28 protein-coding genes, 1 tRNA gene and 1 riboswitch are annotated in these 26001 nt (G+C 59.6%); of the genes, 14 read left to right on the top strand and 15 right to left on the bottom strand.

From position 1 onward, the window contains the following. Positions 1 to 990 (top strand): acetyltransferase domain-containing protein, encoded by a 990-nt coding sequence (locus tag RRH01S_RS03675; RefSeq protein WP_034518183.1) that lies wholly within the window; start codon positions 1 to 3, stop codon positions 988 to 990. A 12-nt stretch (positions 991 to 1002) separates the two neighbouring features. Then, positions 1003 to 1476 (top strand): methyltransferase family protein, encoded by a 474-nt coding sequence (locus RRH01S_RS03670; protein ID WP_034518180.1) that lies wholly within the window; start codon positions 1003 to 1005, stop codon positions 1474 to 1476. A gap of 4 nt (positions 1477 to 1480) precedes the next feature. Here RRH01S_RS03670 and RRH01S_RS03665 read toward each other — a convergent pair whose 3' ends face one another. After that, the gene (locus RRH01S_RS03665; protein WP_007696178.1) at positions 1481 to 1867 is read right to left on the bottom strand and encodes a MerR family transcriptional regulator; all 387 of its coding nucleotides are present in this window, start codon (positions 1865 to 1867) and stop codon (positions 1481 to 1483) included. Between the two features lie 92 nt (positions 1868 to 1959). After that, positions 1960 to 3378: a magnesium transporter gene (gene mgtE / locus RRH01S_RS03660; protein ID WP_012651525.1), complete on the bottom strand. Its 1419-nt coding sequence runs from the start codon at positions 3376 to 3378 to the stop codon at positions 1960 to 1962. A 196-nt stretch (positions 3379 to 3574) separates the two neighbouring features. Here mgtE and RRH01S_RS03655 point away from each other — a divergent pair, with 196 nt between their 5' ends. After that, positions 3575 to 4069 carry a peptide deformylase gene (locus tag RRH01S_RS03655; RefSeq protein ID WP_012651526.1) on the top strand — a complete coding sequence of 165 codons (495 nt, stop codon included), beginning with the start codon at positions 3575 to 3577 and terminating at the stop codon, positions 4067 to 4069. A gap of 66 nt (positions 4070 to 4135) precedes the next feature. Here the strand turns inward: RRH01S_RS03655 and RRH01S_RS03650 are convergent, their stop codons facing one another. Together RRH01S_RS03650 and RRH01S_RS03645 are read right to left on the bottom strand one after the other, a co-directional pair. After that, positions 4136 to 4648, bottom strand: coding sequence for a hypothetical protein (locus RRH01S_RS03650; RefSeq protein WP_007696185.1), 513 nt, complete (start codon positions 4646 to 4648; stop codon positions 4136 to 4138). A 239-nt stretch (positions 4649 to 4887) separates the two neighbouring features. After that, positions 4888 to 4972, bottom strand: a tRNA-Leu gene (locus tag RRH01S_RS03645). Between the two features lie 202 nt (positions 4973 to 5174). Between RRH01S_RS03645 and lipB the strand changes: the two genes are divergently transcribed. Further along, the gene (gene lipB, locus RRH01S_RS03640; RefSeq protein ID WP_012651528.1) at positions 5175 to 5891 is read left to right on the top strand and encodes a lipoyl(octanoyl) transferase LipB; all 717 of its coding nucleotides are present in this window, start codon (positions 5175 to 5177) and stop codon (positions 5889 to 5891) included. On the opposite strand, the gene RRH01S_RS03635 is transcribed toward lipB, so the two are convergent. Beyond that, positions 5888 to 6310, bottom strand: coding sequence for a helix-turn-helix domain-containing protein (locus tag RRH01S_RS03635; RefSeq protein ID WP_007696189.1), 423 nt, complete (start codon positions 6308 to 6310; stop codon positions 5888 to 5890). The two genes, lipB and RRH01S_RS03635, sit on opposite strands and share 4 nt — an antisense overlap. A 226-nt stretch (positions 6311 to 6536) precedes the next feature. Between RRH01S_RS03635 and RRH01S_RS03630 the strand changes: the two genes are divergently transcribed. The 6 genes from RRH01S_RS03630 to sugE all read left to right on the top strand — a co-directional run bounded on the left by RRH01S_RS03630 (position 6537) and on the right by sugE (position 12624). After that, positions 6537 to 7472 (top strand): DMT family transporter, encoded by a 936-nt coding sequence (locus RRH01S_RS03630; RefSeq protein WP_037218498.1) that lies wholly within the window; start codon positions 6537 to 6539, stop codon positions 7470 to 7472. A gap of 81 nt (positions 7473 to 7553) precedes the next feature. Next, positions 7554 to 9563, top strand: coding sequence for an acetyl-CoA carboxylase biotin carboxylase subunit (locus tag RRH01S_RS03625; protein WP_034518175.1), 2010 nt, complete (start codon positions 7554 to 7556; stop codon positions 9561 to 9563). Positions 9564 to 9663: 100 nt separating this feature from the next. Continuing rightward, positions 9664 to 10791, top strand: a complete 1128-nt coding sequence (locus RRH01S_RS03620; protein WP_007696195.1) for an S-(hydroxymethyl)glutathione dehydrogenase/class III alcohol dehydrogenase — start codon at positions 9664 to 9666, stop codon at positions 10789 to 10791. A gap of 70 nt (positions 10792 to 10861) precedes the next feature. After that, positions 10862 to 11326 (top strand): YaiI/YqxD family protein, encoded by a 465-nt coding sequence (locus RRH01S_RS03615; RefSeq protein ID WP_042469963.1) that lies wholly within the window; start codon positions 10862 to 10864, stop codon positions 11324 to 11326. After that, the gene (fghA, locus tag RRH01S_RS03610) at positions 11323 to 12156 is read left to right on the top strand and encodes an S-formylglutathione hydrolase (protein WP_034518172.1); all 834 of its coding nucleotides are present in this window, start codon (positions 11323 to 11325) and stop codon (positions 12154 to 12156) included. The genes RRH01S_RS03615 and fghA overlap by 4 nt, the downstream gene beginning before the upstream one ends. A gap of 153 nt (positions 12157 to 12309) precedes the next feature. Further along, positions 12310 to 12624: a quaternary ammonium compound efflux SMR transporter SugE gene (gene sugE, locus RRH01S_RS03605; protein ID WP_012651533.1), complete on the top strand. Its 315-nt coding sequence runs from the start codon at positions 12310 to 12312 to the stop codon at positions 12622 to 12624. Between the two features lie 160 nt (positions 12625 to 12784). Here the strand turns inward: sugE and RRH01S_RS03600 are convergent, their stop codons facing one another. The 7 genes from RRH01S_RS03600 to RRH01S_RS03570 all read right to left on the bottom strand — a co-directional run bounded on the left by RRH01S_RS03600 (position 12785) and on the right by RRH01S_RS03570 (position 18632). After that, positions 12785 to 13177, bottom strand: coding sequence for a DoxX family protein (locus RRH01S_RS03600; protein WP_007696214.1), 393 nt, complete (start codon positions 13175 to 13177; stop codon positions 12785 to 12787). A gap of 123 nt (positions 13178 to 13300) precedes the next feature. Continuing rightward, positions 13301 to 14833: an acyl-CoA carboxylase subunit beta gene (locus tag RRH01S_RS03595; RefSeq protein WP_012651534.1), complete on the bottom strand. Its 1533-nt coding sequence runs from the start codon at positions 14831 to 14833 to the stop codon at positions 13301 to 13303. A 62-nt stretch (positions 14834 to 14895) separates the two neighbouring features. Then, positions 14896 to 15372, bottom strand: coding sequence for a hypothetical protein (locus tag RRH01S_RS03590; protein WP_012651535.1), 477 nt, complete (start codon positions 15370 to 15372; stop codon positions 14896 to 14898). A 70-nt stretch (positions 15373 to 15442) separates the two neighbouring features. After that, a complete protein-coding gene (locus RRH01S_RS03585; protein ID WP_037218500.1) occupies positions 15443 to 16228 on the bottom strand; it encodes an ATP12 family chaperone protein in 786 nt (261 codons plus the stop codon). Positions 16229 to 16237: 9 nt separating this feature from the next. Continuing rightward, positions 16238 to 16891, bottom strand: a complete 654-nt coding sequence (locus RRH01S_RS03580; RefSeq protein ID WP_007696220.1) for an HAD-IA family hydrolase — start codon at positions 16889 to 16891, stop codon at positions 16238 to 16240. Beyond that, positions 16888 to 17886 (bottom strand): RluA family pseudouridine synthase, encoded by a 999-nt coding sequence (locus RRH01S_RS03575; RefSeq protein WP_012651537.1) that lies wholly within the window; start codon positions 17884 to 17886, stop codon positions 16888 to 16890. The genes RRH01S_RS03580 and RRH01S_RS03575 overlap by 4 nt, the downstream gene beginning before the upstream one ends. A 218-nt stretch (positions 17887 to 18104) precedes the next feature. Beyond that, on the bottom strand, positions 18105 to 18632 hold the full coding sequence (locus RRH01S_RS03570; RefSeq protein ID WP_034518169.1) for a copper chaperone PCu(A)C: 528 nt from the start codon (positions 18630 to 18632) through the stop codon (positions 18105 to 18107). A 183-nt stretch (positions 18633 to 18815) separates the two neighbouring features. Then, a riboswitch (glycine riboswitch) is annotated at positions 18816 to 18903 on the top strand. 148 nt (positions 18904 to 19051) lie between these two features. On the opposite strand from RRH01S_RS03570, the gene gcvT reads away from it, so the two are divergent. Genes gcvT through gcvP form a run of 3 tightly spaced genes read left to right on the top strand, consistent with a single transcriptional unit; the run spans position 19052 to position 23442 of the window. Continuing rightward, the gene (gene gcvT, locus RRH01S_RS03565; RefSeq protein WP_034518167.1) at positions 19052 to 20188 is read left to right on the top strand and encodes a glycine cleavage system aminomethyltransferase GcvT; all 1137 of its coding nucleotides are present in this window, start codon (positions 19052 to 19054) and stop codon (positions 20186 to 20188) included. Positions 20189 to 20215: 27 nt separating this feature from the next. Continuing rightward, entirely contained in the window at positions 20216 to 20578 is a 363-nt protein-coding gene (gene gcvH / locus RRH01S_RS03560) for a glycine cleavage system protein GcvH (protein WP_007696229.1), read from the top strand. Continuing rightward, positions 20578 to 23442, top strand: a complete 2865-nt coding sequence (gcvP, locus tag RRH01S_RS03555; RefSeq protein ID WP_012651540.1) for an aminomethyl-transferring glycine dehydrogenase — start codon at positions 20578 to 20580, stop codon at positions 23440 to 23442. The genes gcvH and gcvP overlap by 1 nt, the downstream gene beginning before the upstream one ends. A 202-nt stretch (positions 23443 to 23644) precedes the next feature. Here the strand turns inward: gcvP and RRH01S_RS34305 are convergent, their stop codons facing one another. Next, positions 23645 to 24136, bottom strand: a complete 492-nt coding sequence (locus tag RRH01S_RS34305) for a hypothetical protein (protein WP_161599999.1) — start codon at positions 24134 to 24136, stop codon at positions 23645 to 23647. Between the two features lie 79 nt (positions 24137 to 24215). Between RRH01S_RS34305 and RRH01S_RS03545 the strand changes: the two genes are divergently transcribed. Beyond that, positions 24216 to 24482: an addiction module antidote protein gene (locus RRH01S_RS03545; RefSeq protein WP_007696234.1), complete on the top strand. Its 267-nt coding sequence runs from the start codon at positions 24216 to 24218 to the stop codon at positions 24480 to 24482. Positions 24483 to 24530: 48 nt separating this feature from the next. On the opposite strand, the gene RRH01S_RS03540 is transcribed toward RRH01S_RS03545, so the two are convergent. After that, complete coding sequence (locus RRH01S_RS03540; RefSeq protein ID WP_012651542.1) at positions 24531 to 25223, bottom strand: ZIP family metal transporter; 693 nt, start codon at positions 25221 to 25223, stop codon at positions 24531 to 24533. Between the two features lie 79 nt (positions 25224 to 25302). After that, the gene (locus RRH01S_RS03535; protein WP_234711639.1) at positions 25303 to 25920 is read right to left on the bottom strand and encodes a hypothetical protein; all 618 of its coding nucleotides are present in this window, start codon (positions 25918 to 25920) and stop codon (positions 25303 to 25305) included. Between the last annotated feature and the right edge of the window lie 81 nt (positions 25921 to 26001).

Raw genomic sequence — 26001 nt, 5'->3', positions numbered from 1 at the left:
ATGGCCGTTATCGCCGAGAGTATCGATGCGCCGCAGAAAACGCCCCGCATCGGCATTCTGGACACGGCCCGTGGGATCGCGCTTCTGGCGATGGCGAGCTATCATTGCACCTGGGATTTCGAGTTCTTCGGCTATCTCGAGCCGGGTACGGCAGAGACCGGCTGGCTGAAATTCTATGCTCGCGCCATCGCCAGTACCTTCCTGTTCCTCGCAGGCGTCAGCCTGGTGCTTGCCAACACGCCCGAAATCCGCTGGCAGTCCTATTTCAAGCGCGTCGGCATGATCGCAGCCGCTGCTGTAGCGATTTCTATCGTGACCTTCATCGGCATGCGCGACGAGTGGATCTTCTTCGGCATCCTGCACTGCATTGCGGCCGCCAGCATCATCGGCCTGCTCTTCCTGCGCCTGCCGGCCTTCGCGACCTTGCTGATAGCCGTGCTGCTCTTGGCCGGTATCGTCGTCGACAATGTCATCGCGCCGTTTTCGCTGCATTCCTCTTTCTTCGACGTGCCCTGGCTCTATTGGGTCGGCTTGTCCGAAAGCCTGCCGCGATCCAACGACTACGTGCCGGTTTTCCCATGGCTGACGCCGTTCCTTTTCGGTCTTGGCATCGCGCAGCTTGCGATTTCGCTCGGTTGGCTCCGGTCCCTGGCAAAGCTTGGCCCCGGCCGCAACCTGATCGCCCGCGCCGGCCGCCACAGCCTGATTTTCTATCTCGTGCACCAGCCGCTACTCTTCGGCCTCGTCTATCTTCTGTCGTTGGTAGCACCCGCTCCGGCGCCGGACCCCACGGTCGGCTATATCAGGCAATGCGAGGTGTCCTGCACACAGTCCGGCAGCGAAGCCATGTGCCGCAGCTTCTGCAAGTGCACGCTCGATCAATTGCAGGCGCAGAACCTCTTCGCGCCCCTGAATTCCGGGGCAATTAAGGCAGATAGCGATGAACGGATCAGCCGAATCGCGCTACAGTGCACGGAACAAGCGCAATGACAGGGTTATTCGATGAATGCCTATCGTTTGAAGTCGCTGAGTTTCCCATGGCCGCCATTATTATATAGTCTCGCAGTCATAACAGCGCTGTATCTGAACAAGGATTATCCGGTGCGACTGCCTTATCTCTGGGCCATCATCGGCTGGGGTATCGGCGCTCTTCTCACCACCGTCGCGGTGACGCTGAATGTCTGGGCGGTGAAGACTCTGATCGAGAGCCGAACCACCGTGCTGACACAGCGCTGTACCGCGCATCTGGTGACCAAAGGCCCGTTCCGCTTCACCCGCAACCCGACCTATCTCGGCTATACGCTGCTGACGGCGAGCCTTGGCCTGATGATCGGCAACGTCTGGTTCGTCGCCATGGCGGCCGTGGCGGCGGCGCTGACCACGCTATTGGTCATCCGCTGCGAGGAGATGCATCTACTATCCCGCTTCGGCTGCGAATTTGAATTTTATTGCAGGCATACCCGCAGGTGGATTTAAGGGGTCACGTCCCCACGCCAATCTCGGCCAGGCGGCCAAGGCAGGCTTCCTCGACATTGTCGAGTTCGGTCAGCGTATCTTCGATATCCTTGCGCTTCTGGCGCAGCTCGTTGCGTTTCTCGTCGACGCGCTTCATCAGCAATTTCAGCTGACCCATCTCGCCCGGCGGTTCCTTGTAGACCTGGATGATCTCGCGGATTTCGGCGATGGTGAAGCCGATACGGCGGCCGCGCAGGATTTCCATGATCAGACGGCGGTCGGCCGTGCGGAACAAACGTGTGCGGCCCCGGCGTTCGGGGTGGATAAGACCTTCGTCCTCGTAGAAACGCAATGTTCGGGTCGAAACCCCGAATTCCCGCGTCAGCTCCGTTATGCTATAGTATCTATCCACCAGTCGCGCGCCCCTGTCTTGCAGGGGGCATAATATTGACTTTTACGTAATAGTCAATTTGTGCACGATGGCACTCCCCCGCTCATTTCAGCCTAGTGAATCGCGAACCACCACGTCGCAATGCCCAGGAATGCGAAATAGCCCGTGCAATCCGTGACCGTGGTGACGAAGGCCGACGAAGCAATGGCCGGGTCGGCGCCGAAGCGATGCAGAATCAGCGGCAGAAGGATGCCGCCAAGAGCCGCCGCGACCAGATTGATGATCATCGCCGCGCCAACGACGATACCGAGCTGAAAATCATGGAACCAGAATGTGGCGACGGCACCCATGATGATGGCGAAAAGGATGCCGTTGATCAGACCGACGCTCGCCTCCCTGCGGATGACGCGGAAAGCGTTGTAGATGTCGAGGTCGCCTGTGGCGAGCGCCCGCACCGTGACGGTCATCGTCTGGGTGCCGGCATTGCCGCCCATCGAGGCGACGATCGGCATCAACACGGCAAGCGCCACCATCTTCGCGATGGCGCCGTCGAAGACATCGATGATGCTGGAGGCGAGGATCGCCGTGATCAGGTTGACGGCCAGCCAGACGAAGCGTGAGCGCACGGTCGAGGTGACGTTATCCGACAGTTCTTCGTCGCCGACACCGCCGAGACGCTTGATGTCCTCGTCGGCCTCTTCGTTGATGACGTCGACCACGTCGTCGATGGTCAGCACGCCGACGAGCCGTTGATTCTCGTCGACGACGGCGGCGGACAGCAAGTCGTATTGCTCGAAGAGCTGCGCCGCCTCTTCTTGGTCCATTTCGGCCGGGATTGGGTGCGAGGTCTCGCGCATGATGCCCTCGACCTTCGCCTGCCGCTTGGCTCTCAGGATACGGTCGAGATCGATGCTGCCGAGCAGCTTGAAGGTCGGGTCGATGACGAAGATCTGCGTGAAGGCTTCCGGCAGCCCCTCTTCGTCGCGCATGTAATCGATCGTCTGGCCGACCGTCCAGAATGGCGGCACGGCGACGAATTCTGTCTGCATGCGGCGGCCAGCTGACCGCTCCGGGTAATCGAGCGCGCGCCGAAGGCGGACGCGCTCGGTAAACGGCAGTTGCGACAGGATTTCGTCGCGGTCTTCCTGGTCGAGATCCTCGAGAATGTAGACGGCGTCGTCCGAATCAAGCTCGCCGATACCGGCGGCGATCTGGTCGTTCGGCATCTGGTCGACGATCTCCATACGGATCGCCTCGTCCACCTGCGTCAGCGCCGTCATGTCGAAGTCGTTGCCGAGCAATCGCACCAGTGCCAGACGTTCATGCGGCGGCAGCGATTCGAGAAGATCGCCGAGTTCGGAATCGTGCAGCCGCACGACATTCTGCTGCAGGAACGGAACGTCCTGCCGCTCGATCGCATCGCTGATCTTGGTCAGAAAATCGGAGCGGACGACGCCGTCCTCATTATAGATGTCGGGATCTGTCTCCGTGGAGGTCCTGCGTACGCGCTCGTCTTCGTCGGTCGTGGTCATTACCACCTCCCAGCCTGGTTCAGTCTATGGAGACGCAGGATTTCACCATGCAGAATGACGGTGAAAAGATCATTGTCAACAATTGGATAGACGGAAAAGCTAACATTTTTTGTCTGATCCGAAAGACGATGGCATCAGCCTCGTATTGTCCCTATTCTTAGATGGAGAAGATGTCGTCCCGACAATAGAGAGAGCCGTGTCAGTCCGTTCCATCATTCGCTTTCCAGATCCATTGTTGAAAACCACCTGCGCGCCGGTGACCATCTTCGATGACGGTCTGCACAGTCTAGCCATCGATCTGGTGGACACCATGCGTGCCGCGCCCGGCGTCGGCATCACCGCCGCCCATATTGGCGTTCTCCGGCGCGTCACGGTAATTGAGCTCAGCCGCGAAGATGGCATCCGCACCTATATCAATCCGGAGATCACATGGTTTTCCGAGGAGACGATGCGGCACATGGAAGGCAGCGTGTCCATGCCGGGCATCACGGACGAGGTTGTCAGGCCGAGGGCTATCCGCTTCCGCTATCAGGATATTGACGGCGAAGCTCACGAAGCTGCGGCCGAAGACTTCCTGGCGATTTGCATCCAGCATGAGGTCGATCAGCTTGACGGCCTGTTCTGGCTGCAGCGGCTTTCAAAGTTGAAGCGCGATCGGCTGGTGAAAAAATGGGAAAAGGCGAACGCCTGATCTGGCTCACCACAAAAAATACGGGCGCCTGTGGGCGCCCGCTCGATTATCCGATAAAGAGGCAGATTAGCTCTTCAGCTTGGTATTGCAGAGGCTGTAGTAGCCGCCGCCCTTCTGGATCCACTTAAGACCACCGAGGCTGTTCTTGGCCTTGTTGGCATTATAGGCATCGACGCAAGTGTGGAAGCGGCCCTTGCCGGGCGTTTCGCTCGAATACTTGGTATCGACAGCAGTCGGGAAGGTCACGCCCGACGGTGCGACGGTCGTCGGCTTCGCTGGCTCCTTAGCTGGCGGCTTGGTGACATCCGGCTCATTGGGATCGACCTTGGCGGTCGTGGTCGTCTTTGCAGGCGTCGTTGCGGCCGGTGCGGTAGTGGTAGTTGCAGAAGAATCGGCACCGCACTGAGCAGCACGGAAATCATTCCACTTCTGGCCGTTCAGAGTACCCGCATCCTTGGCAGCTTGATATTTGGTGCTGCACTCTTTCATCGTTAGCGCAGAGGCCGGCGATGAGAGGGCCATCGAGCCCAAAACTGCAAAAGACGCAAAAGACATCAACAGGATGGCACGACTAGTCATTGGCAAATCCTCCGCTCTATGACGAATGTCGAAACTATTAATCATCTCACCCCTTTGATTTGTCAATTGACGCAGCATCAGGGTTCGATGAGCGACACCATATGATGACGAACATGAACGGTAACTGTACAGAACAGCGACCAGCGCGAGTATATCACATATCGCGCAACTCAAAAGGATGTGAAAAACTCAAGCGGAGCAGAAAAACAAAAAAACCCGCCGAAGCGGGTCTTTTGTTTTGGTGCGGTCGAGAAGACTCGAACTTCCACGGGTTGCCCCACAGCGACCTCAACGCTGCGCGTCTACCAATTCCGCCACGACCGCATCGTGGTAGGCGCCGAATTGCTCCGGCGCGGCTGCATGTAGCAAAAGCATTCGGGGGGCACAAGAGATATGTGTCAGTTTTTTTGAAGAGTTTCACAACTGTTTGAATTCCCCTGTGAAAGCCTCCATATAGGCGGTGCCTGCCGGCTCGTTCGTTTTATAAGAGATACGCGCAGCCGCAGGCATGCAAAGGACTGGCAGGATGCTACGCACCGATCTCGAACACCAAATGTTTCCGCTGATTGATTCACCGCCGGTGCGTTGGCGCATCGCCGACTGTCCTGTGCCGTATGAAGAGGCGGTGGCGACCATGGAGGCGGAAGTCGCTGCTATTGCCGATGGTCAGGCGCCGGAACTCGTCTGGCTGGTCGAACATCCTCCTTTATATACGGCAGGCACCAGCGCCAACGCGGCCGATCTCATCGAGCCCGATCGTTTTCCGGTTTTCGCCACCGGGCGCGGCGGCGAATACACCTATCACGGCCCCGGCCAGCGCGTGGCCTATGTCATGCTGGATCTGAAACGCCGGCGTCAGGATATCCGCGCTTTCGTGGCCGCGCTGGAAGAAGTCATTATCCGCACGCTCGATTCGATGAATGTCCGCGGTGAACGTCGCGAGGATCGCGTCGGCGTCTGGGTGCGCCGTCCGGAAAAGCCGTTGCTGCCGGATGGGACCATGACAGAGGACAAGATCGCGGCGCTCGGCATCCGCGTGCGCAAGTGGGTAACGTTTCATGGCCTGTCGCTGAACGTCGACCCTGATCTCTGCCATTTCTCAGGCATCGTTCCCTGTGGAATCTCAGCCTATGGCGTTACTAGCCTTGTCGACCTCGGTCTGCCGATAATGATGACGGATGTGGATATCCGCCTGCGCGAGGCTTTCGAGCAGGTCTTCGGCGAAACAGCCAATGAGGTCTAATGCGCGACGTCCTTGCTGACGTTGCGCAAGCGAATCTGATGGTCGAGCCTTTCGATCTGGCGCGTCGTCGTCTCGATCAGCCGGCCGATGTCCTGATGGGCGGAACGTAGTCGGGACAGTTCGCTCCTGACGGCTTCCAGCGCCCGTTCTTCACTATCCTCGCGCGGCCCATCTCCCGTGCCGGTCATCAGCCAGGCCGGCGAAACACCGAACAGACCGGCCATTGTGGCCAGAACGGCCGATTTCGGTTCCGAACGGTCCGATTCCCAGGCCAGCATCGTCTCCTGGTTAACGCCCAACTGGCCTGCCAGTGATTCGAGGCTGATGCCGGCGGCATCGCGGGCCATGGAGATGCGCCCACCCAGGGTGTCGTCGCTTTCATCCGAAAAAACGGTCGTTTCCTGTTCCGTCTTCAACATCGGTGCGATCCTCCGTTTTGGTCGCGCCGGTTAAATTCTGAGCGGCGCGCTTAAATTTTTAGCGGATTAACCAGGCGGATATAGGTCTAGAGGCGTCATGTAGCGACCTCGATGTGTCCGATTTGGGAAAGTCCGGCACTTTACGTCAAATGGTGCAACCAATTGATAAGGACAGGTTGCATCCAATGCCTTGATCGAATGATGTTCCTGTGATTGATGACCGGTCATGTCCGCTATCGCCACCGCTCCCGCCCAGCAAAACCCTCTGCAAGGCATGGCCATCATGGCCGGTGCCATGATCGTGTTGCCGGTGATGGATGCCATCGCCAAGTATATGGCGACCTTCGAGGCGATGTCGCCGGGACAGGTGACCTTCTACCGCTTTTTCTTTCAGCTCGTCTGCACCCTGCCGCTGCTCTTCTTTGCGTTCGGCTGGGGAGCGCTTTCGGCCAAGCGGCCATGGATGAACCTGTTGCGCGGCGCATTGCATGGCGCGGCCAGCCTGCTGTTCTTTGCAGCGGTCAAATACATGCCGCTTGCCGACGTCTTTGCCATCTATTTCGTCGAGCCCTTCATTCTCACCGCCCTTTCGGCGCTGTTTCTCGGCGATAAGGTTGGCTGGCGGCGCTGGCTGGCGATCGTCGTCGGCTTTGGCGGCGCTATGATCGTCATTCAGCCGAGTTTCGAGATTTTTGGCCTGAAGGCGCTGCTGCCGGTCGCCTGCGCCTTTCTTTTTGCGCTCTATCTCTTCATGAATCGCGCCGTCGGCGACGCCGATTCACCTTTGACCATGCAGACCATGGCCGGTATCGGCGGTACGATCTTCATGATAGGCGCGCTGTGGATAGGCGCCTCGGCCGGCGCTACCGATTTCGCACCGTCCCTGCCTGCTTCATGGCTCGGTCTCATACTGCTGCTGATTCTCGGCGCGGTGTCCGGCTATGCCCATCTGCTGGTCGTCCGTGCTTTTCGGCTGGCACCGCTGTCGCTGCTTGCGCCCTTTCAATATTTCGAGATCATCTCCGCTACCGTTCTCGGCTATGCGCTGTTCGGTGATTTTCCCAATTTTTCCAAATGGATCGGCATCCTGATCATCGTCGCATCGGGCCTGTTCATCATCTGGCGCGAGCGGGTGCAGTCGCGATCCGCAGCGTCGGCCTGAGCACTCATATCTTCCGCATGGACCGCCGGGGCGATTTGTGGCTAAAACGCTAGCAGGGCATATGCATTGGGCGGAGTTTCCATGTTCAAGAAAATCCTGATCGCCAACCGCGGCGAGATCGCTTGCCGTGTGATCAAGACCGCGCGCCGGATGGGGATCCCGACTGTCGCGGTTTATTCCGACGCCGATCGTGATGCCCTGCATGTCGAGATGGCCGACGAGGCCGTGCATATCGGTGCAGCCCCTGCCGCCGAAAGCTATCTCGTTGCCGATAAGATCATCACCGCCTGCAAGGAAACCGGGGCCGAAGCTGTGCACCCCGGCTATGGCTTCCTTTCGGAACGCGCCTCTTTCTGTGAGGCACTGGAGAAGGAAGGTATCATCTTCATCGGCCCGAAGCCGAAGGCCATCAAGGCGATGGGCGACAAGATCGAGTCGAAGAAATTCGCCAACGCCGCCAAGGTCTCCACCGTGCCCGGCTATCTCGGCGTCATCGACGATGCCGATCACGCCGAAAAGATTGCCGGCGAGATCGGTTATCCCGTGATGATCAAGGCATCGGCGGGCGGCGGCGGCAAGGGCATGCGTATCGCCTGGAGCAAGGATGAAGTGCGCGATGGTTTTGATCGCGCCCGTTCCGAAGCGAAAAGCTCCTTTGGCGACGACCGCGTCTTCATCGAGAAATTCGTGGTCGATCCCAGGCATATCGAAATCCAGGTGTTGGCCGACGGCCACGGCAATGTCGTCTATCTCGGCGAACGCGAATGCTCGATCCAGCGTCGTAACCAGAAAGTCGCCGAGGAGGCACCCTCGCCTTTCCTTGATGAGGCCACGCGCAAGGCGATGGGCGAGCAGTCCGTCGCGCTCGCCAAGGCGGTCGATTACCAGAGCGCCGGCACAGTCGAGTTCATCGTTGATCGCGACCGCAATTTCTATTTCCTCGAGATGAACACCCGCCTGCAGGTCGAGCATCCGGTGACTGAACTCGTGACCGGCATCGATCTGGTCGAGCAGATGATTCGCGTTGCCGCTGGCGAAGCGCTGCCGTTCAAGCAGGACGACATCAAGCTGAATGGCTGGGCGATCGAAAGCCGTCTCTATGCCGAGGATCCCTACCGCAACTTCCTGCCGTCGATCGGCCGCTTGACGCGTTATCGCCCGCCACGTGAAGGCAAGAACGGCAAGACGATCGTCCGCAACGATACCGGCGTCTTCGAGGGCGCTGAAATCTCGATGTATTACGACCCGATGATCGCCAAGCTCTGCACCTGGGCACCGACACGGCTTGAAGCAATCGACGCCATGGGCGAGGCGTTGGATGGTTTCGTCGTCGATGGTATCGAACACAATATGCCATTCCTCTCCGCGCTGATGAAGCATCCGCGCTGGCGTGAAGGCCGCCTGTCGACCGGCTTCATCGCGGAGGAATATCCCGACGGCTTTGCACCGATGACGCCAGATGGCGACGAAGGCGCCCTGCTGGCGGCCATAGCCCTCTCCTGCGGCCTGGTCGATGCCAACCGCCGCGAACGCTATGCCGACAGACTGCGGCCGGCCACGGGGCCGCTGCGCGAGGAATGGGTAGTCAAGCTTGGCGCGGATTATATTCCGATCACGCTGCTCGATGGCCTCGTCACCATCCCCCTCGAAATGGACATGCAGATCGCCGGCGAGAACCTGACGGTTGCGACTGAATGGCGTCCGGGCGATGCTGTCTGGGCCGGCTCGGTCGGCGGGCGCAAGGTGACGGCGCAGATCCGTCCCTTCCTCAATGGCCTGCGCATCGATTGGCAGGGGCTCTCCGTCCGGACCAGGGTCTTCACCCCGCGCCAGGCCGAACTCGACAAGCTCATGCCGGTGAAAATGCCACCGGATACGTCGAAGCTGCTGCTCTGCCCCATGCCGGGCCTCGTCGTTGCCATCGCTGTTGCCGAAGGCCAAGAGGTCAAGGCTGGGGAGACGCTGGCGATCGTCGAGGCGATGAAGATGGAGAATGTCCTGCGCGCCGAGCGCGACCTGACCGTCGGCAAGATCAACGCAAAGCCCGGCGAAAGCCTCGCCGTCGATGCGGTGATCATGGAGTTCGACTGATCAAAATACGGCATTAAGTGTCCGATTTTTAGCTTGAGCCGTACTGCGCGCCCATGCGAATGTCGCGCCGACCAAATCATTATTAGAAGGGAATGAAACGATGGACGTACGCGCCGCCGTAGCCGTTCAGGCAGGTAAACCGCTCGAAGTCATGACCGTGCAGCTCGAAGGCCCGAAGGCCGGAGAAGTGCTGATCGAGGTCAAGGCCACCGGCATTTGCCATACCGACGACTTCACGCTGTCGGGCGCCGATCCGGAAGGGCTGTTTCCCGCGATCCTCGGCCACGAGGGTGCCGGCATCGTCGTCGACGTCGGTCCGGGCGTTACCTCGGTCAAGAAAGGCGATCACGTCATTCCGCTTTACACGCCGGAGTGCCGCGAGTGCTATTCCTGCCTGTCGCGCAAGACCAACCTCTGCACCTCGATCCGCGCCACCCAGGGCCAGGGCCTGATGCCCGATGGCACCTCGCGCTTCTCGATCGGCAAGGACAAGATCCATCACTATATGGGCTGCTCGACCTTCGCCAATTACACGGTCCTGCCGGAGATCGCGCTCGCCAAGGTCAATCCCGACGCACCCTTCGACAAGATCTGCTATATCGGCTGCGGCGTTACCACCGGCATCGGCGCGGTCATCAACACCGCCAAGGTCGAAATCGGCTCGACCGCGATTGTCTTCGGTCTCGGCGGCATCGGTCTCAATGTCCTTCAGGGCCTGCGCCTTGCTGGTGCCGACATGATCATCGGCGTCGATATCAACAATGATCGCAAGGCCTGGGGCGAAAAATTCGGCATGACCCACTTCGTCAATCCGAAGGATGTCGGTGACGATATCGTGCCCTACCTCGTCAACCTGACGAAGCGCAATGGCGACCTGATCGGCGGCGCCGACTACACCTTCGACTGCACGGGCAACACCAAGGTCATGCGTCAGGCGCTCGAATCCTCGCATCGCGGCTGGGGCAAGTCCGTTATTATCGGCGTTGCTGGCGCCGGCCAGGAAATCTCCACCCGTCCGTTTCAGCTGGTCACCGGCCGCAACTGGATGGGCACCGCCTTCGGTGGCGCACGCGGTCGCACCGATGTGCCGAAGATCGTCGACTGGTACATGCAAGGCAAGATCCAGATCGACCCAATGATCACCCACACCATGCCGCTCGAAGACATCAACAAGGGCTTCGAGCTGATGCATTCCGGCGAAAGCATCCGGGGCGTGGTAGTCTACTGATCTCTGCCAGCAAGCAGCATGCGGCGCATGAATTAACCGCCGCATGCCATTGTAAATATTGAAGTATAAAATGATCTATGTTGATGCCGATGCCTGTCCGGTCAAGCCGGAGATTTTGAAAGTTGCCGAGCGTCACGGCATCGAGGTGACGCTTGTTGCCAATTCCGGATTGAGGCCATCGCGCGATCCGATGGTGAAGAACGTCATCGTCTCCAGTGCTTTCGATGCCGCCGACAACTGGATTGCCGAGCATGCCGGACCCGGTGATATCGTCGTCACCGCCGACGTGCCGCTTGCCGGGCGCTGTGTCGCCACCGGCGCGCTGGTGACCGGGCCGACCGGCCGCATCTTCGATATGGCCAATATCGGCATGGCCACCGCGATGCGCGATCTCGGCGCGCATCTGCGCGAAACCGGCGAGAGCAAGGGCTACAACGCTGCCTTTTCGTCGCGCGACCGCTCGGCCTTTCTTGAAACATTCGACCGGCTCTGCCGGCGGGCGAAATCCCACAATTCGTCTGGAGATCAATCTTGAACATTATTTCCCAGAACACCGCCTTCGGCGGCATGCAGGGCGTATTTTCGCATGAATCCGAGGCCTGCCAGGGCGAGATGACCTTCGCGGTCTTCGTGCCGCCGCAGGCGATCAAGGAGCCGCGCCCCGTCCTCTGGTATCTCTCCGGCCTCACCTGCACCCACGCCAACGTCATGGAAAAAGGCGAATATCGCCGCATGGCGGCTGAACTCGGCCTGATTATCGTCTGCCCGGATACCAGCCCACGCGGCAACGATGTGCCGGACGAGCTGACCAACTGGCAGATGGGCAAAGGCGCCGGCTTCTATCTCGACGCCACCGAGGAGCCGTGGTCCGAGAACTACAAGATGTACACTTACATCACCGACGAACTGCCCGCGCTGGTCAGCCAGCAGTTTCGCCTGGATATGAGCAGGCAGGGCATTTTCGGCCATTCCATGGGCGGCCATGGCGCGATGACCATCGCGCTGAAGAATCCGGATCGCTTCAAAAGCTGCTCAGCTTTCGCGCCGATCGTTCAGCCCTCAACCGCCGATTGGTCGGCACCAGCCCTGGAGAAATATCTCGGAGCCGACAAGTCTGTCTGGCGGAAATACGATGCCTGCGCGCTGGTCGAGGATGGTGCCCGATTCCCCGAATTCCTGATCGATCAGGGCAAGGCCGACAGTTTCCTGGAAACCGGCCTGCGGCCCTGGCTGTTCGAAGAGGCGATCAAGGGCACCGGCATCGATCTGACGCTACGCATGCATGAGCGCTACGACCACTCCTACTATTTCATCTCCAGCTTCATGGACGACCATCTGAAGTGGCATGCCGAACGGCTGGCATAAGAGTCGTGGCATAGCAGCCATGCAATCGCCAGGTTGAAAAACAGATGCAACTGAGGCATATATCCACCCGCGCAGACGACTGCGGCGGCCGGTATTGCGTTACCGACCGTAAGATACCGCGGGGACGGCCTCGCTCTCATAAAGGAGCGTAAAATGGCTTGGTTCCTGCTTTTTCTCGCAGGTCTGTTTGAAATCGGTTGGGCCATCGGCCTGAAATACACGGATGGTTTCACCCGACCGATGCCGACAATCCTCACCATCATCTCGATGGTTATCAGTGTTGTATTGCTAGGTCTGGCGGTGAAGACTTTGCCGATGGGCACAGCTTATGCCGTCTGGACCGGCATCGGTACGGTCGGCACCGTCCTGCTTGGCATCTGGTTGCTCGGAGATCCCGCAACCCTCGTTCGCTTGTTCTGCATCGGCCTGATCGTTGCGGGCATTGCCGGCCTCAAGCTCGCTGCCTAGGGCGTGCGAACTCCAATCACCCTGACAGCAAGAGCAATATCGCAATTGCAAAGGGCGCGGGCGAAAAGCTGAAGAGCTTTTGCGCGCCGCGCTCGATGCAGATGGGGGTTATGATGATATGTCGGACGCGGCGATTGGCCTAGCCAGACGTTGAGATCGATTACTTCTTGCGATTGTCGATGGCCAGGAGGCCGGGACCCGCGAAGATCAGGAACAGGAAGACGAAGCAGTAAAGGATAGCTGCGTCGCCGCCATTGTTGGCGGGGTAAAAATCCTTCGGATAATGCGCCATGAAATAGGCGACCGCCATGTTGCCGCAAAGGATGAATGCAACGGGACGGGTAAAGAAGCCGACGACTATTGCCAGTCCGCCAATCACCTCAAGAAGACCCTGAACCAAAAGCAAGGTCGGCAGCGGGCTTGGGAATTGACCACCGGCCGGAAAGCCGAAAAGCTTTTGCGTGCCATGTTCAATGAACAAGACGCCGGTAACGATACGCAGGACAGCAAGTGCATAAGGCTGATATTGATTCAGCCGATCGGAAAGCGCCATTTTAAACTCCAGTTCTAAGTCCCCCAAATGAAAGCATTAGAGAGGTCGGTTGCGAACGTGAAAACACGGCTTCTAACGTCCAATCAATTTACCGTGTAAAATCCGTGACTTGTTGTCACATGCCTAAAGTGGGATGTTGTCGTGCTTCTTCCACGGATTGGTCAGATCCTTGTTGCGCAGCATTCTAAGCCCCTGCGCCAGCCGGCGTCGCGTCGAGTGTGGCTTGATCACCTCGTCGATATAGCCGCGCTCGGCGGCGACGAAGGGTGACAGGAAACGGTCTTCATACATCTTCGTATGTGCCGCGATCTTTTCCGGATCGGCGATATCCTTGCGGAAGATGATCTCGACCGCACCCTTAGCGCCCATGACGGCGATTTGCGCGGTCGGCCAGGCATAATTGAGATCGCCGCGCAGATGTTTCGACGCCATGACATCATAGGCGCCGCCATAGGCCTTGCGGGTGATGACGGTAAGCTTCGGCACGGTGGCCTCGGCATAGGCGAAGAGTAGCTTGGCGCCATGCTTAATCAGCCCGCCATATTCCTGCGCGGTGCCCGGCAGGAAGCCGGGGACGTCGACAAAGGTGACGATCGGAATATTGAAGCAATCGCAGAAGCGGACGAAACGCGCTGCCTTTCGCGAGGCGTCGCTGTCCAGCACACCGGCAAGCACCATGGGCTGGTTGGCGACGAAACCGACAGTCGCGCCCTCGATCCGGCCGAAGCCGCAGACGATGTTCTTGGCGAAGCTAGCCTGGATCTCGAAGAAATCCCCCTCGTCCGCCACCTTCTGGATCAATTCCTTGACGTCATAGGGCTTGTTAGCATTGGCGGGAATGATCGTGTCGAGCGACATGTCCGGATCGGTGACCGATTGGTAGCACTCGATTTCCGGAAGAGCTGCGGTATTCGACTGCGGCAGGAAATCGATGAGCCGTCTCACCTGCATCAGAGTGTCGATATCGTTGTCGTATGCGGCGTCGGCAATCGAGGATTTCGTCGTGTGCACGGAGGCGCCGCCGAGCTGCTCCGACGTCACGGTCTCGTTGGTCACCGTCTTCACCACATCCGGGCCGGTGACGAACATATAGGAGGTGTCGCGCACCATGAAGATGAAGTCGGTCATGGCAGGCGAATAGACGTCGCCGCCGGCGCAAGGACCCATGATGATGGAAATCTGTGGGATGACGCCGGATGCGAGCACATTGCGCTGGAACACCTCGGCATAGCCGCCGAGTGCGGCCACGCCCTCCTGGATGCGCGCGCCGCCGGCATCGTAGATACCGATGATCGGCGCACAGTTCTTCAGCGCCATATCCTGGACCTTCATGATCTTCTCGGCATGCGCCTGTGAAAGCGAGCCGCCGAAGACAGTGAAATCCTTGGCAAAAAGGAAAACGGTGCGACCGTTGACCGTGCCCCAGCCGGTGACGACGCCATCACCGGCGATCTTGGTCTTGTCCATACCGAAATCGGTCGACCGGTGCTCGACGAACATGTCGAACTCCTCGAAGGAGCCTTCATCGAGAAAGATGTCGATCCGCTCGCGTGCCGTCAGCTTGCCGCGCGCATGCTGCGCATCGATACGTGCCTGCCCGCCTCCGAGTCTCGCAATCTCCCGGCGACGTTCCAGTTCCTGCAGGATCTCTTTCATGATGGCCCTCTTCTGCGTTTATCCGGCTTAGCATGACGCAGGAATAGTTTGAAGCCGTACGCTCAGTTCACCAGCGGCGGCGCCTTCAGCACGAAAATCGACCGGATACGAGCGGCAACATCCTCGGCCATCAGATCGTTGGCCGCGGTCGGATCCTGTGTGTAGTTCACGATATCGAAGGAGGCGATTGCAAGCACCGCGCCGTTGTCGACCGACGCAGCATCGACATTGATCTTTGCCGAATTGCGATCGTGGTTGAAGCTGCGCCCCTTGCGGAGATCTGTTACACGAATGGTCAATGCCACCTTCGGCAATGGCGTATCGCGGGTCGTCACTGCGATGGCGGCGTTGACGTGATCGTTGATGGCTGACAGCAACGTCGGCGGAACAGGTGGAACAGCCTGATCGGCAACGACCGTGGCGCTACGCACATCATAGGCCGGCGGTGCAGGCGGTTCCGTCAGCGACCAGCTCGAGCATGCAGCCAACGCCAAGCATCCCACGAGCGCCGATACCGCCCCCGACCTCAATTTCAGCATGATTCGCGTCCCGAACTCCCAATCCCATGATATGTAGAGTTCGATATAACGGACTGGAAATCAACAACATTCAACTGCGAAGCGCAGAAAATACATCCGTTGCCGCCTGAAACTCTTCGAAGCGCTGGGCGCGGCGGTGATCGGCCTCTTCGTCATGCCCCCATTGCTCGATCGTCCAGTCTTCATCGAGATGAGCGAGCGACCAGACCTCGGCGAGAGGTAGTTGTCCCTCGGCGAAGGCAAGCGCCAGGATCGCCGACCCCGTCAGCGTGGTGATCGTATGCAGGCTGGCGAGTTCCAGCGGCGTATCGTATTTGCGCAGCGTCACGGCAAAGGCTGCGATCGCCTCGCGCGGCTGTTCCTGATGCATGACGCCTTCCGCCAGGATGAAGCGAGCGCCAAGCTCATTGGCCGCCCAGTCGATCAGCGGATCCCAACGCTCCGATTGCCGCTCCACCAGCCGTTCCGGCTGATCGGCGCGATAGCAGAGCAAGTCGCTGGAGGAAAAGCGCAGGATATCCTCGAAGACCGCTTGCGGATCGGTTGCCACGCCATCGAGCGCAGTATTGACCAGGCGTGTTACCGGCATGACGGTGGGGTCGATGATCTCTACCTGCCGTGCCCATTCGGCCGCCACAAGTTTCGCCAGCGCCTCGGTCGGCACGGCGAGCGATCGGCGGGCTGGCGTCTTCACCACCTTGCCGTCAAGCTCGATCACATGGCCGTCTTCGCCTTCGCGAATGCCGACATCCTTGTAGAAGCGCTTCGGCAAAGGCTTCTTCATCTGGATCTGCGCGCGGCGGATCGGGTCGGGGTGGCTCAGGCCTTCGGAAAGGTCGTTCAACAGGTCGCGCATGGCGTCACCTCAGAGAATATGGCTCAACAGATCGTTCGGATGATGGGCAATAGTGTCAGCGCCAGCCGCCAGCAGCTCTTCCACCGAGGCATAGCCCCAGGCGACGCCGATCGCGGTCGCACCCGCTGCCTTCGCCATCTGCATGTCATAGATGGCATCGCCAATGACGATAGTATCATGCGGATCCATGCCCGTCTCGCTACAGCATTCGGTCACCATCGCCGGATGCGGCTTCGAGGGGCAATCGTCAGCGGTGCGCGAGACGACGAAATAGGGCGTAAAGCCGTTCACCTCGAGAATATGTGTCAGCCCGCGGCGCGACTTGCCGGTGACCGCACCCAGCAGCAACCCTTCACGGGCGGCCAGCGTCTCGATCAACGGCTTGATACCGTCGAAAAGCGGCGTCTGCATGTCCGCCTCGTCGCGCACGCCGGGATAGATCGCCTTGTAGTGCGCCGTCATGGCGATCGCCTCGTCATCGACATGCGGCTTGCCCTGCATGCGGGCAATCGCGATATCGAGCGTCAGGCCGATGATCGACTTGGTGGAGGCAACGTCAGGGCGCTTGTGACCGAAGTCGACGAAGGTGCGGGCCATGACCTCGTGGATCAGCCGCGCGCTGTCGACCAGCGTCCCGTCGCAATCAAAAAGAACGAGTTTCATTCGTCGTCCGGCTCCCCCGCCGAAGCCATGTCAAGGCCGAGAAGGTTCCACGTCTGCACCATATGCGGCGGCAATGGCGCGGTGATGCGCAGGCGGCCACCATTGGGATGCGGAATATCGATGTGGCGGGCATGCAGATGCAGCCGGTTCTGAACGCCACCCGGAAAATCCCAGTTATGATCGTCGTCGAAATATTTGGGATCGCCGATGATCGGATGCCCCATATGCAGCGCATGGACGCGCAGCTGGTGCGTGCGGCCGGTATAGGGCTCCATCTCCAGCCAAGCGAGGCTCTGTGCCGCCGTTTCAAGCACGCGATAATAGGTGATGGCGTGATCGGCGCCGTCTTCTCCATGCTTGGCGATACGCATGCGGTCGCCGTCGGCGGTCGCTTCCTTCACCAGCCAGGTCGAAATCTTGTCCTCATGCTTGCGCGGCACGCCCTTTACCAGCGACCAATAGGTCTTCTTGGTATCGCGTTCGCGGAAGGCGGCGGTCAGCTTCTGCGCAGCACCTCGGGTGCGGGCGACGACCAGGACGCCGGAGGTGTCGCGGTCGAGACGATGCACCAGACGCGGCTTCTCGCCCTTCTTGCTCGTCCATGCCTCAAGCATCTTGTCGAGATGACGGGTAAGGCCAGAGCCGCCCTGCACGGCAAGGCCGGCCGGCTTGTTCAGCACGAAGACCTTCTCGTCCTCATGCAGCAACATGCGCGCCAGAAGATCGGCATCGCTTGAATGCTTCATATCCTTGTTGCCGATCGGGCCACTCTTCGGTCCCTTGGCATCGACGTCCAGCGGCGGCACTCGCACAATCTGTCCCGGCTGCACACGCGCATCGGTCTTCACGCGGCCGCCGTCGACACGCACCTGCCCGGAACGCATGAGCTTCTGCAACTGCCCAAAGCCCAGCCCAGGGAAATGCACCTTGAACCAGCGGTCGAGGCGCATGCCGGCCTCGTCAGGCTCGACCTCTATATGCTCAATCCCGGCCATTCTTCTTCTTTCAAAAGTCGCGGCGTGGTCCCGAAAGGTGCGAAACGGTTTCGGGCAACATCATGCCAAATCAGGGAACTGGGGACGATCCCGCCCCAGGGCCGGTCCATCCCGGCCTTTTGACGTGGCTTTAGAGCATTTCGAGGGAAAGTGGAAACCGGAATTGACTATGGGAGGGAATTTTATGACCGCGTTGCTCGTTAGCGGTCGCGCAAACCTCAGTTTGCGTTTGGCGCGACGACAGGCAAGGTGATGTCGACCATCCCCGCCTTCTCGAACATCAGCATGACCGGCACCGTGCCGCCCTGCTTGAATGGCGTCTTCACCTGCTTGAACATCATGTGCATGCTGCTCGCCGAAAGCGTCACGGTGGCGCCGGCAGGAATGGCGATGCCTTCCTTGACTTCGCGCATCTTCATAACCTCGCCCTCCATCTTCATCTGATGCAGTTCGACCTTGCCGGCTTGCGAAGACGTGACGGAGGTAAGCTTGTCGTCGCTCTTGCCGCCATTATGGATGGTGATGTAGCCGCCGCCGACCGGCTGGCCTGGCAGCATGGCGCGGACGTAGCCGCCGCTAATATCGAGATCGCCGAGCTTTGCCGTTGCCGATCCGGCTGGCGCCTTACCCGCATCCATGTGCATGCCTTGCATGCTGCTGCTGCTCTGCTGCGCCATGACGGCTGTCGTCGAAAACCAAAGCACGCTCGCCGATATCAGCAATGCCACGGCATAATTGCGGTTCATCATTGTCTCCTGCCCTGCTCCTCAATTGGCTTCATGGGATAGCCTCTCGAAGCGCCGTTGCAAAGTCCCTCGCATCCGCCGGCCGCGCACTTCCGCGTGTGCTCGAACAAGCCACGCGACAAAAATTTGTTCAAGGGCGACATTTGCCCCTTGCCATCTCTGGCGACTACCAGATAATGGCACTCAACCTTGTTGGGAGAATCCGGTGCAAGCCGGTGCCGAAGGAGCAACCGCCCCGGAAACTCTCAGGCCAAAGGACCAGCAAGGGGCAGACGGAACTCTGGAGAGAAACGCGCAAGCGTTCGCCGAAGGGATAACAATCTCAGGCAAAGGGACAGAGGGGGCTCATCGTAAGGCGCAGCCGCGCCGAAATTTTGAGCCCTGCGCTTTTAACCGAGCGCAAACCCCGGAGACGTCATTTGGACGAGACCGCTGCCCTGAACAAGACACCCCTTCACGCTCTGCATCTGTCGCTTGGTGCCCGCATGGTGCCGTTCGCCGGCTATGACATGCCGGTGCAATACCCCGCCGGCGTGATGAAGGAACATCTTTGGACCCGCGCATCCGCCGGCCTGTTCGACGTTTCACATATGGGCCAGGTGACGATCCGCGCCCGTTCCGGCACCTATGAGGATGCGGCACTGGCGCTGGAAAGCCTTGTGCCGATCGATATTCTCGGCCTCGCCGAGGGACGTCAACGCTACGGCTTCTTCACCGACGACAATGGCGGCATCCTCGACGATCTGATGATCACCCATATGGACGACTATCTTTTCGTCGTCGTCAATGCTTCTTGCAAGGAAGCAGATCTCAAGCATCTTCAAGATCATATCGGCGATACCTGCGAAGTCACTTTACTGGATCGCGCCCTGATCGCGCTGCAAGGACCACGCGCCGTTGCCGTCCTTGCCGAGCTCTGGGCCGACCTCGCCTATATGAAATTCATGGATGTACGCCATTGCCGCCTGCACGACGTTTCCTGTCTGGTCTCGCGCTCGGGCTATAGCGGCGAAGACGGTTTTGAAATCTCCGTACCGGCTGACAAGGCCGAGGACATTGCCAAGCGGTTGCTCGAACATCCAGACGTCCAGCCGATCGGTCTCGGCGCCCGTGACTCGCTCCGTCTCGAAGCCGGACTTTGCCTCTACGGCAACGACATCGATCAGACGACGACGCCGGTCGAGGCCGCCCTGGAATGGGGCATGCAGAAGGCCCGCAAGACCGGTGGCGTCCGCGCCGGGGGCTTCCCAGGCAGCACACGCATCCTTGCAGAACTCGACAATGGCGCATCACGCCGCCGCGTCGGCCTGAAGCCGGAAGGCAAGGCACCGGTTCGCGGCCACGCCAAGCTCTATGCGGATGCCGGAGGCAAGACCGAAATTGGCGAGGTCACCTCGGGCGGCTTCGGCCCAAGCGTCGAAAGCCCCGTTGCCATGGGCTACGTGCCCGTCAGCTTCGCCGCACCAGGTACGCCGATCTTTGCTGAAGTGCGAGGCAAATACCTGCCCGTCACCGTAGCTGCCCTGCCTTTCATCACCCCGACCTACAAACGCTAAGACGTCATAGCCCAGAGAGGATTGTCCATGCTTAAATTTACCGAAGAACATGAATGGCTGAACATCGAAGGCGACGTCGCGACCGTTGGGATCACAGCGCATGCTGCCGGACAACTCGGCGATCTCGTTTTCGTGGAACTGCCTGAGGTCGGCGCCAGCTTCTCCAAGGGCGACGATGCGGCGACCGTCGAATCCGTCAAGGCGGCTTCGGAAGTCTATTGTCCGCTTGACGGCGAGATCACCGAGATCAACGAAGCTATCACCGCCGACCCGGAGCTCGTCAATTCCGACCCGATGGGCGCCGGCTGGTTCTTCAAATTGAAACTGAAGAACGTCGCCGATGCCGATGGTTTGCTTGATGAATCCGGTTACAAGGAGCTAATCGGATAATGAGTACACCGACCGAATTCACCTTCACCGACTACCAGCCCTACGATTTCGCCAATCGCCGCCACATCGGCCCGTCTCCCTCGGAAATGGCCGACATGCTAAAGGTGATCGGCTACAGCAGCCTCGACAAGCTGATCGATGCGACCTTGCCGCCCTCCATCCGCCAGAAGGCGCCGCTCGTTTGGGGCGCGCCGATGACGGAACGCGAGGCGCTCGACAAGCTGCGCGAGACCGCCAACAAGAACAAGGTTCTCGTCTCGCTGATCGGCCAGGGCTATTACGGGACGATCACGCCGCCGGTCATCCAACGCACTATCCTGGAAAACCCGGCCTGGTACACCGCCTATACGCCTTACCAGCCGGAAATCAGCCAAGGCCGTCTCGAGGCGCTGCTGAACTACCAGACGATGATCTGCGACCTTACCGGCCTCGACGTGGCCAACGCCTCACTGCTCGATGAAGCAACCGCCGCTGCCGAAGGCATGGCGATGGCCGAGCGCGTGGCGAAATCCAAGGCCAAAGCCTTCTTCGTCGATGCCGATTGCCATCCGCAGACGATCGCGTTGATCAAGACCCGCGCCGAACCGCTTGGCTGGTCGGTCATCGTCGGCAATCCTTTCACCGATCTCGATCCGGTCGATGTCTTCGGCGCTATCTTCCAGTATCCGGGTACGCATGGTCATATCCATGACTTCACCGGGCTGATTGCCAGGCTGCACCAGACCGGCGCTATCGCCGTCGTCGCGGCCGATCCGTTGGCGCTGACCCTTTTGAAGTCGCCCGGCGAGATGGGCGCGGACATCGCCATCGGCTGCTCGCAGCGCTTCGGCGTGCCGGTCGGCTATGGTGGCCCACATGCGGCCTATATGGCCGTCAAGGACGCCTATAAGCGCTCCATGCCTGGCCGTCTGGTCGGCGTCTCGGTCGATGCACGCGGCAACCGCGCCTATCGCCTGTCGCTGCAGACCCGCGAACAGCATATCCGTCGCGAAAAGGCGACGTCGAACATCTGCACCGCGCAGGTCCTGCTTGCCGTCATGGCCTCGATGTACGCCGTCTTCCATGGGCCGCAGGGTTTGAAAGCGATTGCCCAGCAGGTGCACCAGAAGGCCGTGTTGATGGCCAAGGGACTGGAAAAGCTCGGCTACACCATCGAGCAGGAGACCTTCTTCGACACCATCACCGTCGAGGTCGGTCATATGCAGGGCCTGATCCTGCGCGCCGCCGTCGCCGAGGGTGTCAACCTGCGCAAGGTCGGCGAAACGAAAATCGGCATGAGCCTTGACGAGCGCACACGCCCGGCAACGCTGGAAGCCGTCTGGCGCGCCTTTGGCGGTAATTTCCGCCTCGCCGATTTCGAACCCGGCTATCGCTTGCCGAAGACCCTGCTGCGCACCAGCGAATATCTGACGCATCCGATCTTCCACATGAACCGCGCCGAAAGCGAGATGACCCGCTATATCCGCCGGCTTTCCGACCGCGATCTGGCGCTCGACCGCTCGATGATCCCGCTCGGCTCCTGCACGATGAAGCTTAATGCAACAGCTGAGATGTTGCCGATAAGTTGGCCTGAATTCTCGGATATTCATCCTTTCGTGCCGACCGACCAAGCGCTCGGCTATCGCGAGATGATCGACGATCTCACGGAAAAACTCTGCGCCGTGACGGGCTATGACGCCTTCTCCATGCAGCCGAATTCCGGCGCGCAGGGCGAATATGCCGGCCTGCTCACCATCCGCAACTACCATATCGCCAATGGCGAGGGTCATCGCGACATCTGCCTGATCCCGACCTCGGCACATGGCACCAATCCGGCCTCTGCCCAGATGGCCGGCATGAAGGTGGTTGTCATCAAGGTCAGCGATGACGGCGACATCGACATGGCCGACTTCCGCGCCAAGGCCGAGCAATATGCCGCCAACCTCTCCTGCTGCATGATCACCTACCCTTCGACGCACGGCGTCTTCGAGGAGACGGTGAAGGAGATCTGCGATCTCGTGCATAAGCATGGCGGCCAGGTCTATCTCGACGGCGCCAACATGAATGCTATGGTCGGTCTTTCACGTCCCGGCGACATCGGCTCCGACGTCAGCCACCTAAACCTGCACAAGACCTTCTGCATCCCGCATGGCGGCGGCGGTCCCGGCATGGGGCCGATCGGTGTCAAGGCGCATCTGGCGGAACATCTGCCCGGCCACCCGGAAACGGACGGACGCCCCGGTGCGGTCTCGGCAGCTGCCTTCGGTTCGGCGTCGATCCTGCCAATCTCCTGGAGCTATTGCCTGATGATGGGTGGCGAAGGGCTGACGCAGGCGACCAAGGTCGCGATCCTCAACGCCAACTATATCGCAGCACGGCTGAAGGGCGCTTACGACGTGCTCTACAAGTCGAAGACCGGCCGTGTGGCGCACGAATGCATCATCGATACGCGCCCGCTGGTCGACAGTGCCGGCGTCACCGTCGATGACGTCGCCAAGCGCCTGATCGATTGCGGCTTCCATGCGCCGACAATGAGCTGGCCGGTTGCCGGCACGCTGATGATCGAGCCGACTGAATCGGAAACCAAGGCTGAACTCGACCGTTTCTGCGCGGCGATGCTGGCGATCCGCGAGGAAGCCCGCGCCATCGAAGAGGGCCGGATGGATAAGACCGACAATCCGCTGAAGAACGCGCCGCACACGGTCGAAGACCTCGTCGGCGAGTGGAACCGGCCCTATTCCCGCGAACAGGCCTGCTTCCCGCCGGGCGCCTTCCGAGTCGACAAATACTGGTCGCCCGTCAACCGCGTCGACAATGTCTACGGCGATCGGAACCTGGTGTGCTCCTGCCCGCCGGTTGAATCCTATGCCGAGGCTGCGGAGTAAAGTTCTTCCGAAAAAGTGAAGCGGTTCAGCCGCTTCACTCCCGCCCGACATAAATCTATCGTGAAAAATGTCTATGACTGCGCCGCGTGTCCGATCGGATGCGCGGCGCTTTTCACGGCGCGGCGAAGAACGGCGCTGGAAGCTAGATATCATGCCGGAACTGCCAGGATTTCATTTCGTTACCGGACGGGAAGACTTTCCTTCACCGCCGCTTCTTCTGCTGCATGGCAGCGGCGGAAGCGAGATGGATCTCATTCCCCTTGCGGACGACATTGCGCCGCAGCGGCCCTACATGTCCTTGCGCGGCGGTGTGGAATGGGAAGACGGCTTCGCCTTCTTCCGCCGCAATCCCGATCGCAGTCTCGACTATGGTGATCTCGGCGAGCAGACGCACCTGCTCTGCCGTTTCATTACGGAAGCGAGCGAACAAGACATATTGAAACAGCTGCCGATCCTCGTTGGCTTCTCCAACGGCGCCATCATGGCCGCCTCGATCCTGCGCGCCCGACCGGATATCGTATCGGGCGCAATTCTGATGCGCCCCTTGTCTCCGGCTCCTGAAGCACGATTCCCATCGATGACCAGCCTGCCAGTCCTGATGACGGCGGGAGAAAACGACCAACGCCGCGAACCGGGCGATGCGCTGCTGGTCAACCGACAATTCGAGAACTGCCACGCCGATGTCAGCATGCATGTGCTGCCCACGGGCCATGGTTTGCATCAAAGTGAAGCCGCGCTCATTCGCGACTGGCTTATACGGAAAGGCATAGAAGATGGATCAACAAGCACCCGCCGGCATGAACGCGGTCGACGGCCAAATCGCAGCCGCCTTCGAAACCGACGATCCTTCCTCCATCGCCAAGGCGCTTGGTGAACTGGCGCGGACGCGCAACATGAGCAAGCTCGCCAAGGATGTCGGCATGAACCGCTCGGCGCTCTACCGCGCCCTCAGTGGCGAAGGAAATCCGGAATTCGCGACGATCTTGAAAGTCGTCAAGGCACTCGGGCTCAAGCTGACACCGGTGCCGGCTGCCCATTAAAAATCCGCAATACCAATGAATTAGGCTTCTTGGTCGATCCACGCATCGTTAGCCGATCGACTCTTCAAGCAAGAGAAGTATCAGAAAGCCCGCGAAGAACATCGCTGTCACCCAGGGACGATCGGGTGTTTCATGGGCTTCGACCAGCAGTTCCTCGGTGACGAGATAGAGGAGCGCAATCAGACCGAACGAAAAGAAGCCGGTCAGAATGGGACCGGGCAGCAACGCCACCGGCGTCCCGAGCAAGGCACCTATCGGCAACAAGAGTGTAAGCGCCGCCGTGACTGCGACGATCCTGGTGCGGGAGCGGACGCTCTCGCCAAGCTCCGTGGCTACGGTCAAGCCAAGGAATAACACCTCGATCGTCAGAGCGATCGTCAGCAACAAGCCGACCTTCGGGCCAGCCGCAAACCCAATGCCGAGCACCAGGCCGTCGATCAGGATATCGATGCCGATAGCCGTCAGGAGGCCGACCGGACCTTTGGCCCAATTTTCCAATTGTTTGACCAGCAGCATGACGGCTACGCCGATCGCACCGCCGATCACCGTCGCCAAGGGATTGCCTCGATGCATGAGGTCCGGCAGGATTTCGCCGGCGGCGGCCGCAAACACGACCCCAGCGGCAAAATGTTGGATCGCGCTAACAAGATTAGGTCCTGGCCGCGTGTTCACCGCCACCACAGAGCCCACGATGGCGGCCGTTGCCGGGATCAACGTGTAAACCCATGCCGAAGCCGCCATAAACTTCCTCCGTTGCTCGCCCTGTCGACTTTATCCAGCTACGCCGGTTAGCCAACGAGGCGGCGATCGAAACCGGCAATTACCAGATCACCTTGGACAATTCGGAAAGGACCGTGTTGCCATAGTCCTCGTCCTTGATGCTGAACTCTGCTTCACCGGACACCAGATTGAAATTAAAGAAAACCTCGGCTTGGTCCTGATCGAGGAAAAGCTTGGTGGCGTACCAGTCTCCCGGCCCGCCACCAAAGCCACCACCGGGAAGACGGGCCGTCGCTGCGCCGAGAAATGCTATGCTGAACGGCAGCGTTTCCAGCTTCACGTTTGAGAGGCTGGGGGCCTGTGCCGTCAAGGCTTTGGCCAGTTGTTCGAAGAATCGTGTCGGGCGAGAGCCGGGAACGTGGCGGAATGCGCCGCGCGAGATGCTTATCGGACCACTGCCCTCTTTTTCATCCGGCGCCTGAATTTCGATAACGAATTTCGTTTCGTTTTCACTCTCGCCATAGGTAGCCATCAAAGCGAGGGTTTCCGTATCCGAGCCGCCCGTCAGAGGAGCGACCTTGAAGGCGAGAGGTGCTGGGAAATCGTCATCAGCAAGAACAAGATCCTGCGCAAGGCTGCCGCCGGACAGTATCGTACCAAGCGACATGATCAAAATAGAGCGCCGTGTAATCATTCTGCACTCGTAGACAAAAAACAACGTCTCCGGAACCACTATAAGATAGCAGTAATCCAGATTTCAAATCTGTTCTTCGAATTGGCTGTTCGCGGTGTGGCGTCG

The organism is Rhizobium rhizogenes NBRC 13257, assembly GCF_000696095.1.
Lineage (GTDB): Bacteria > Pseudomonadota > Alphaproteobacteria > Rhizobiales > Rhizobiaceae > Rhizobium > Rhizobium rhizogenes.
Note: the sequence above shows the minus strand (reverse complement) of the source record. Positions and strands in the feature narration are given on the sequence as shown.

Coding starts and splice junctions, on each gene's coding strand:
- RRH01S_RS03570 (WP_034518169.1), bottom strand. CDS start 18,632: ATGAACCGCAATTATGCCGTGGCATTGCTGATATCGGCGAGCGTGCTT.
- sugE (WP_012651533.1), top strand. CDS start 12,310: ATGGCTTGGTTCCTGCTTTTTCTCGCAGGTCTGTTTGAAATCGGTTGG.
- mgtE (WP_012651525.1), bottom strand. CDS start 3,378: ATGACCACGACCGACGAAGACGAGCGCGTACGCAGGACCTCCACGGAG.
- lipB (WP_012651528.1), top strand. CDS start 5,175: ATGCTACGCACCGATCTCGAACACCAAATGTTTCCGCTGATTGATTCA.
- RRH01S_RS03595 (WP_012651534.1), bottom strand. CDS start 14,833: ATGAAAGAGATCCTGCAGGAACTGGAACGTCGCCGGGAGATTGCGAGA.
- RRH01S_RS03585 (WP_037218500.1), bottom strand. CDS start 16,228: ATGCGCGACCTGTTGAACGACCTTTCCGAAGGCCTGAGCCACCCCGAC.
- RRH01S_RS03590 (WP_012651535.1), bottom strand. CDS start 15,372: ATGCTGAAATTGAGGTCGGGGGCGGTATCGGCGCTCGTGGGATGCTTG.
- RRH01S_RS03635 (WP_007696189.1), bottom strand. CDS start 6,310: ATGTTGAAGACGGAACAGGAAACGACCGTTTTTTCGGATGAAAGCGAC.
- RRH01S_RS03575 (WP_012651537.1), bottom strand. CDS start 17,886: ATGGCCGGGATTGAGCATATAGAGGTCGAGCCTGACGAGGCCGGCATG.
- RRH01S_RS03615 (WP_042469963.1), top strand. CDS start 10,862: ATGATCTATGTTGATGCCGATGCCTGTCCGGTCAAGCCGGAGATTTTG.
- RRH01S_RS03600 (WP_007696214.1), bottom strand. CDS start 13,177: ATGGCGCTTTCCGATCGGCTGAATCAATATCAGCCTTATGCACTTGCT.
- RRH01S_RS03620 (WP_007696195.1), top strand. CDS start 9,664: ATGGACGTACGCGCCGCCGTAGCCGTTCAGGCAGGTAAACCGCTCGAA.
- RRH01S_RS03630 (WP_037218498.1), top strand. CDS start 6,537: ATGTCCGCTATCGCCACCGCTCCCGCCCAGCAAAACCCTCTGCAAGGC.
- RRH01S_RS03540 (WP_012651542.1), bottom strand. CDS start 25,223: ATGGCGGCTTCGGCATGGGTTTACACGTTGATCCCGGCAACGGCCGCC.
- RRH01S_RS03580 (WP_007696220.1), bottom strand. CDS start 16,891: ATGAAACTCGTTCTTTTTGATTGCGACGGGACGCTGGTCGACAGCGCG.
- RRH01S_RS03675 (WP_034518183.1), top strand. CDS start 1: ATGGCCGTTATCGCCGAGAGTATCGATGCGCCGCAGAAAACGCCCCGC.
- RRH01S_RS34305 (WP_161599999.1), bottom strand. CDS start 24,136: ATGCATGCTGACATCGGCGTGGCAGTTCTCGAATTGTCGGTTGACCAG.
- RRH01S_RS03650 (WP_007696185.1), bottom strand. CDS start 4,648: ATGACTAGTCGTGCCATCCTGTTGATGTCTTTTGCGTCTTTTGCAGTT.
- gcvP (WP_012651540.1), top strand. CDS start 20,578: ATGAGTACACCGACCGAATTCACCTTCACCGACTACCAGCCCTACGAT.
- RRH01S_RS03625 (WP_034518175.1), top strand. CDS start 7,554: ATGTTCAAGAAAATCCTGATCGCCAACCGCGGCGAGATCGCTTGCCGT.
- RRH01S_RS03670 (WP_034518180.1), top strand. CDS start 1,003: ATGAATGCCTATCGTTTGAAGTCGCTGAGTTTCCCATGGCCGCCATTA.
- gcvH (WP_007696229.1), top strand. CDS start 20,216: ATGCTTAAATTTACCGAAGAACATGAATGGCTGAACATCGAAGGCGAC.
- RRH01S_RS03545 (WP_007696234.1), top strand. CDS start 24,216: ATGGATCAACAAGCACCCGCCGGCATGAACGCGGTCGACGGCCAAATC.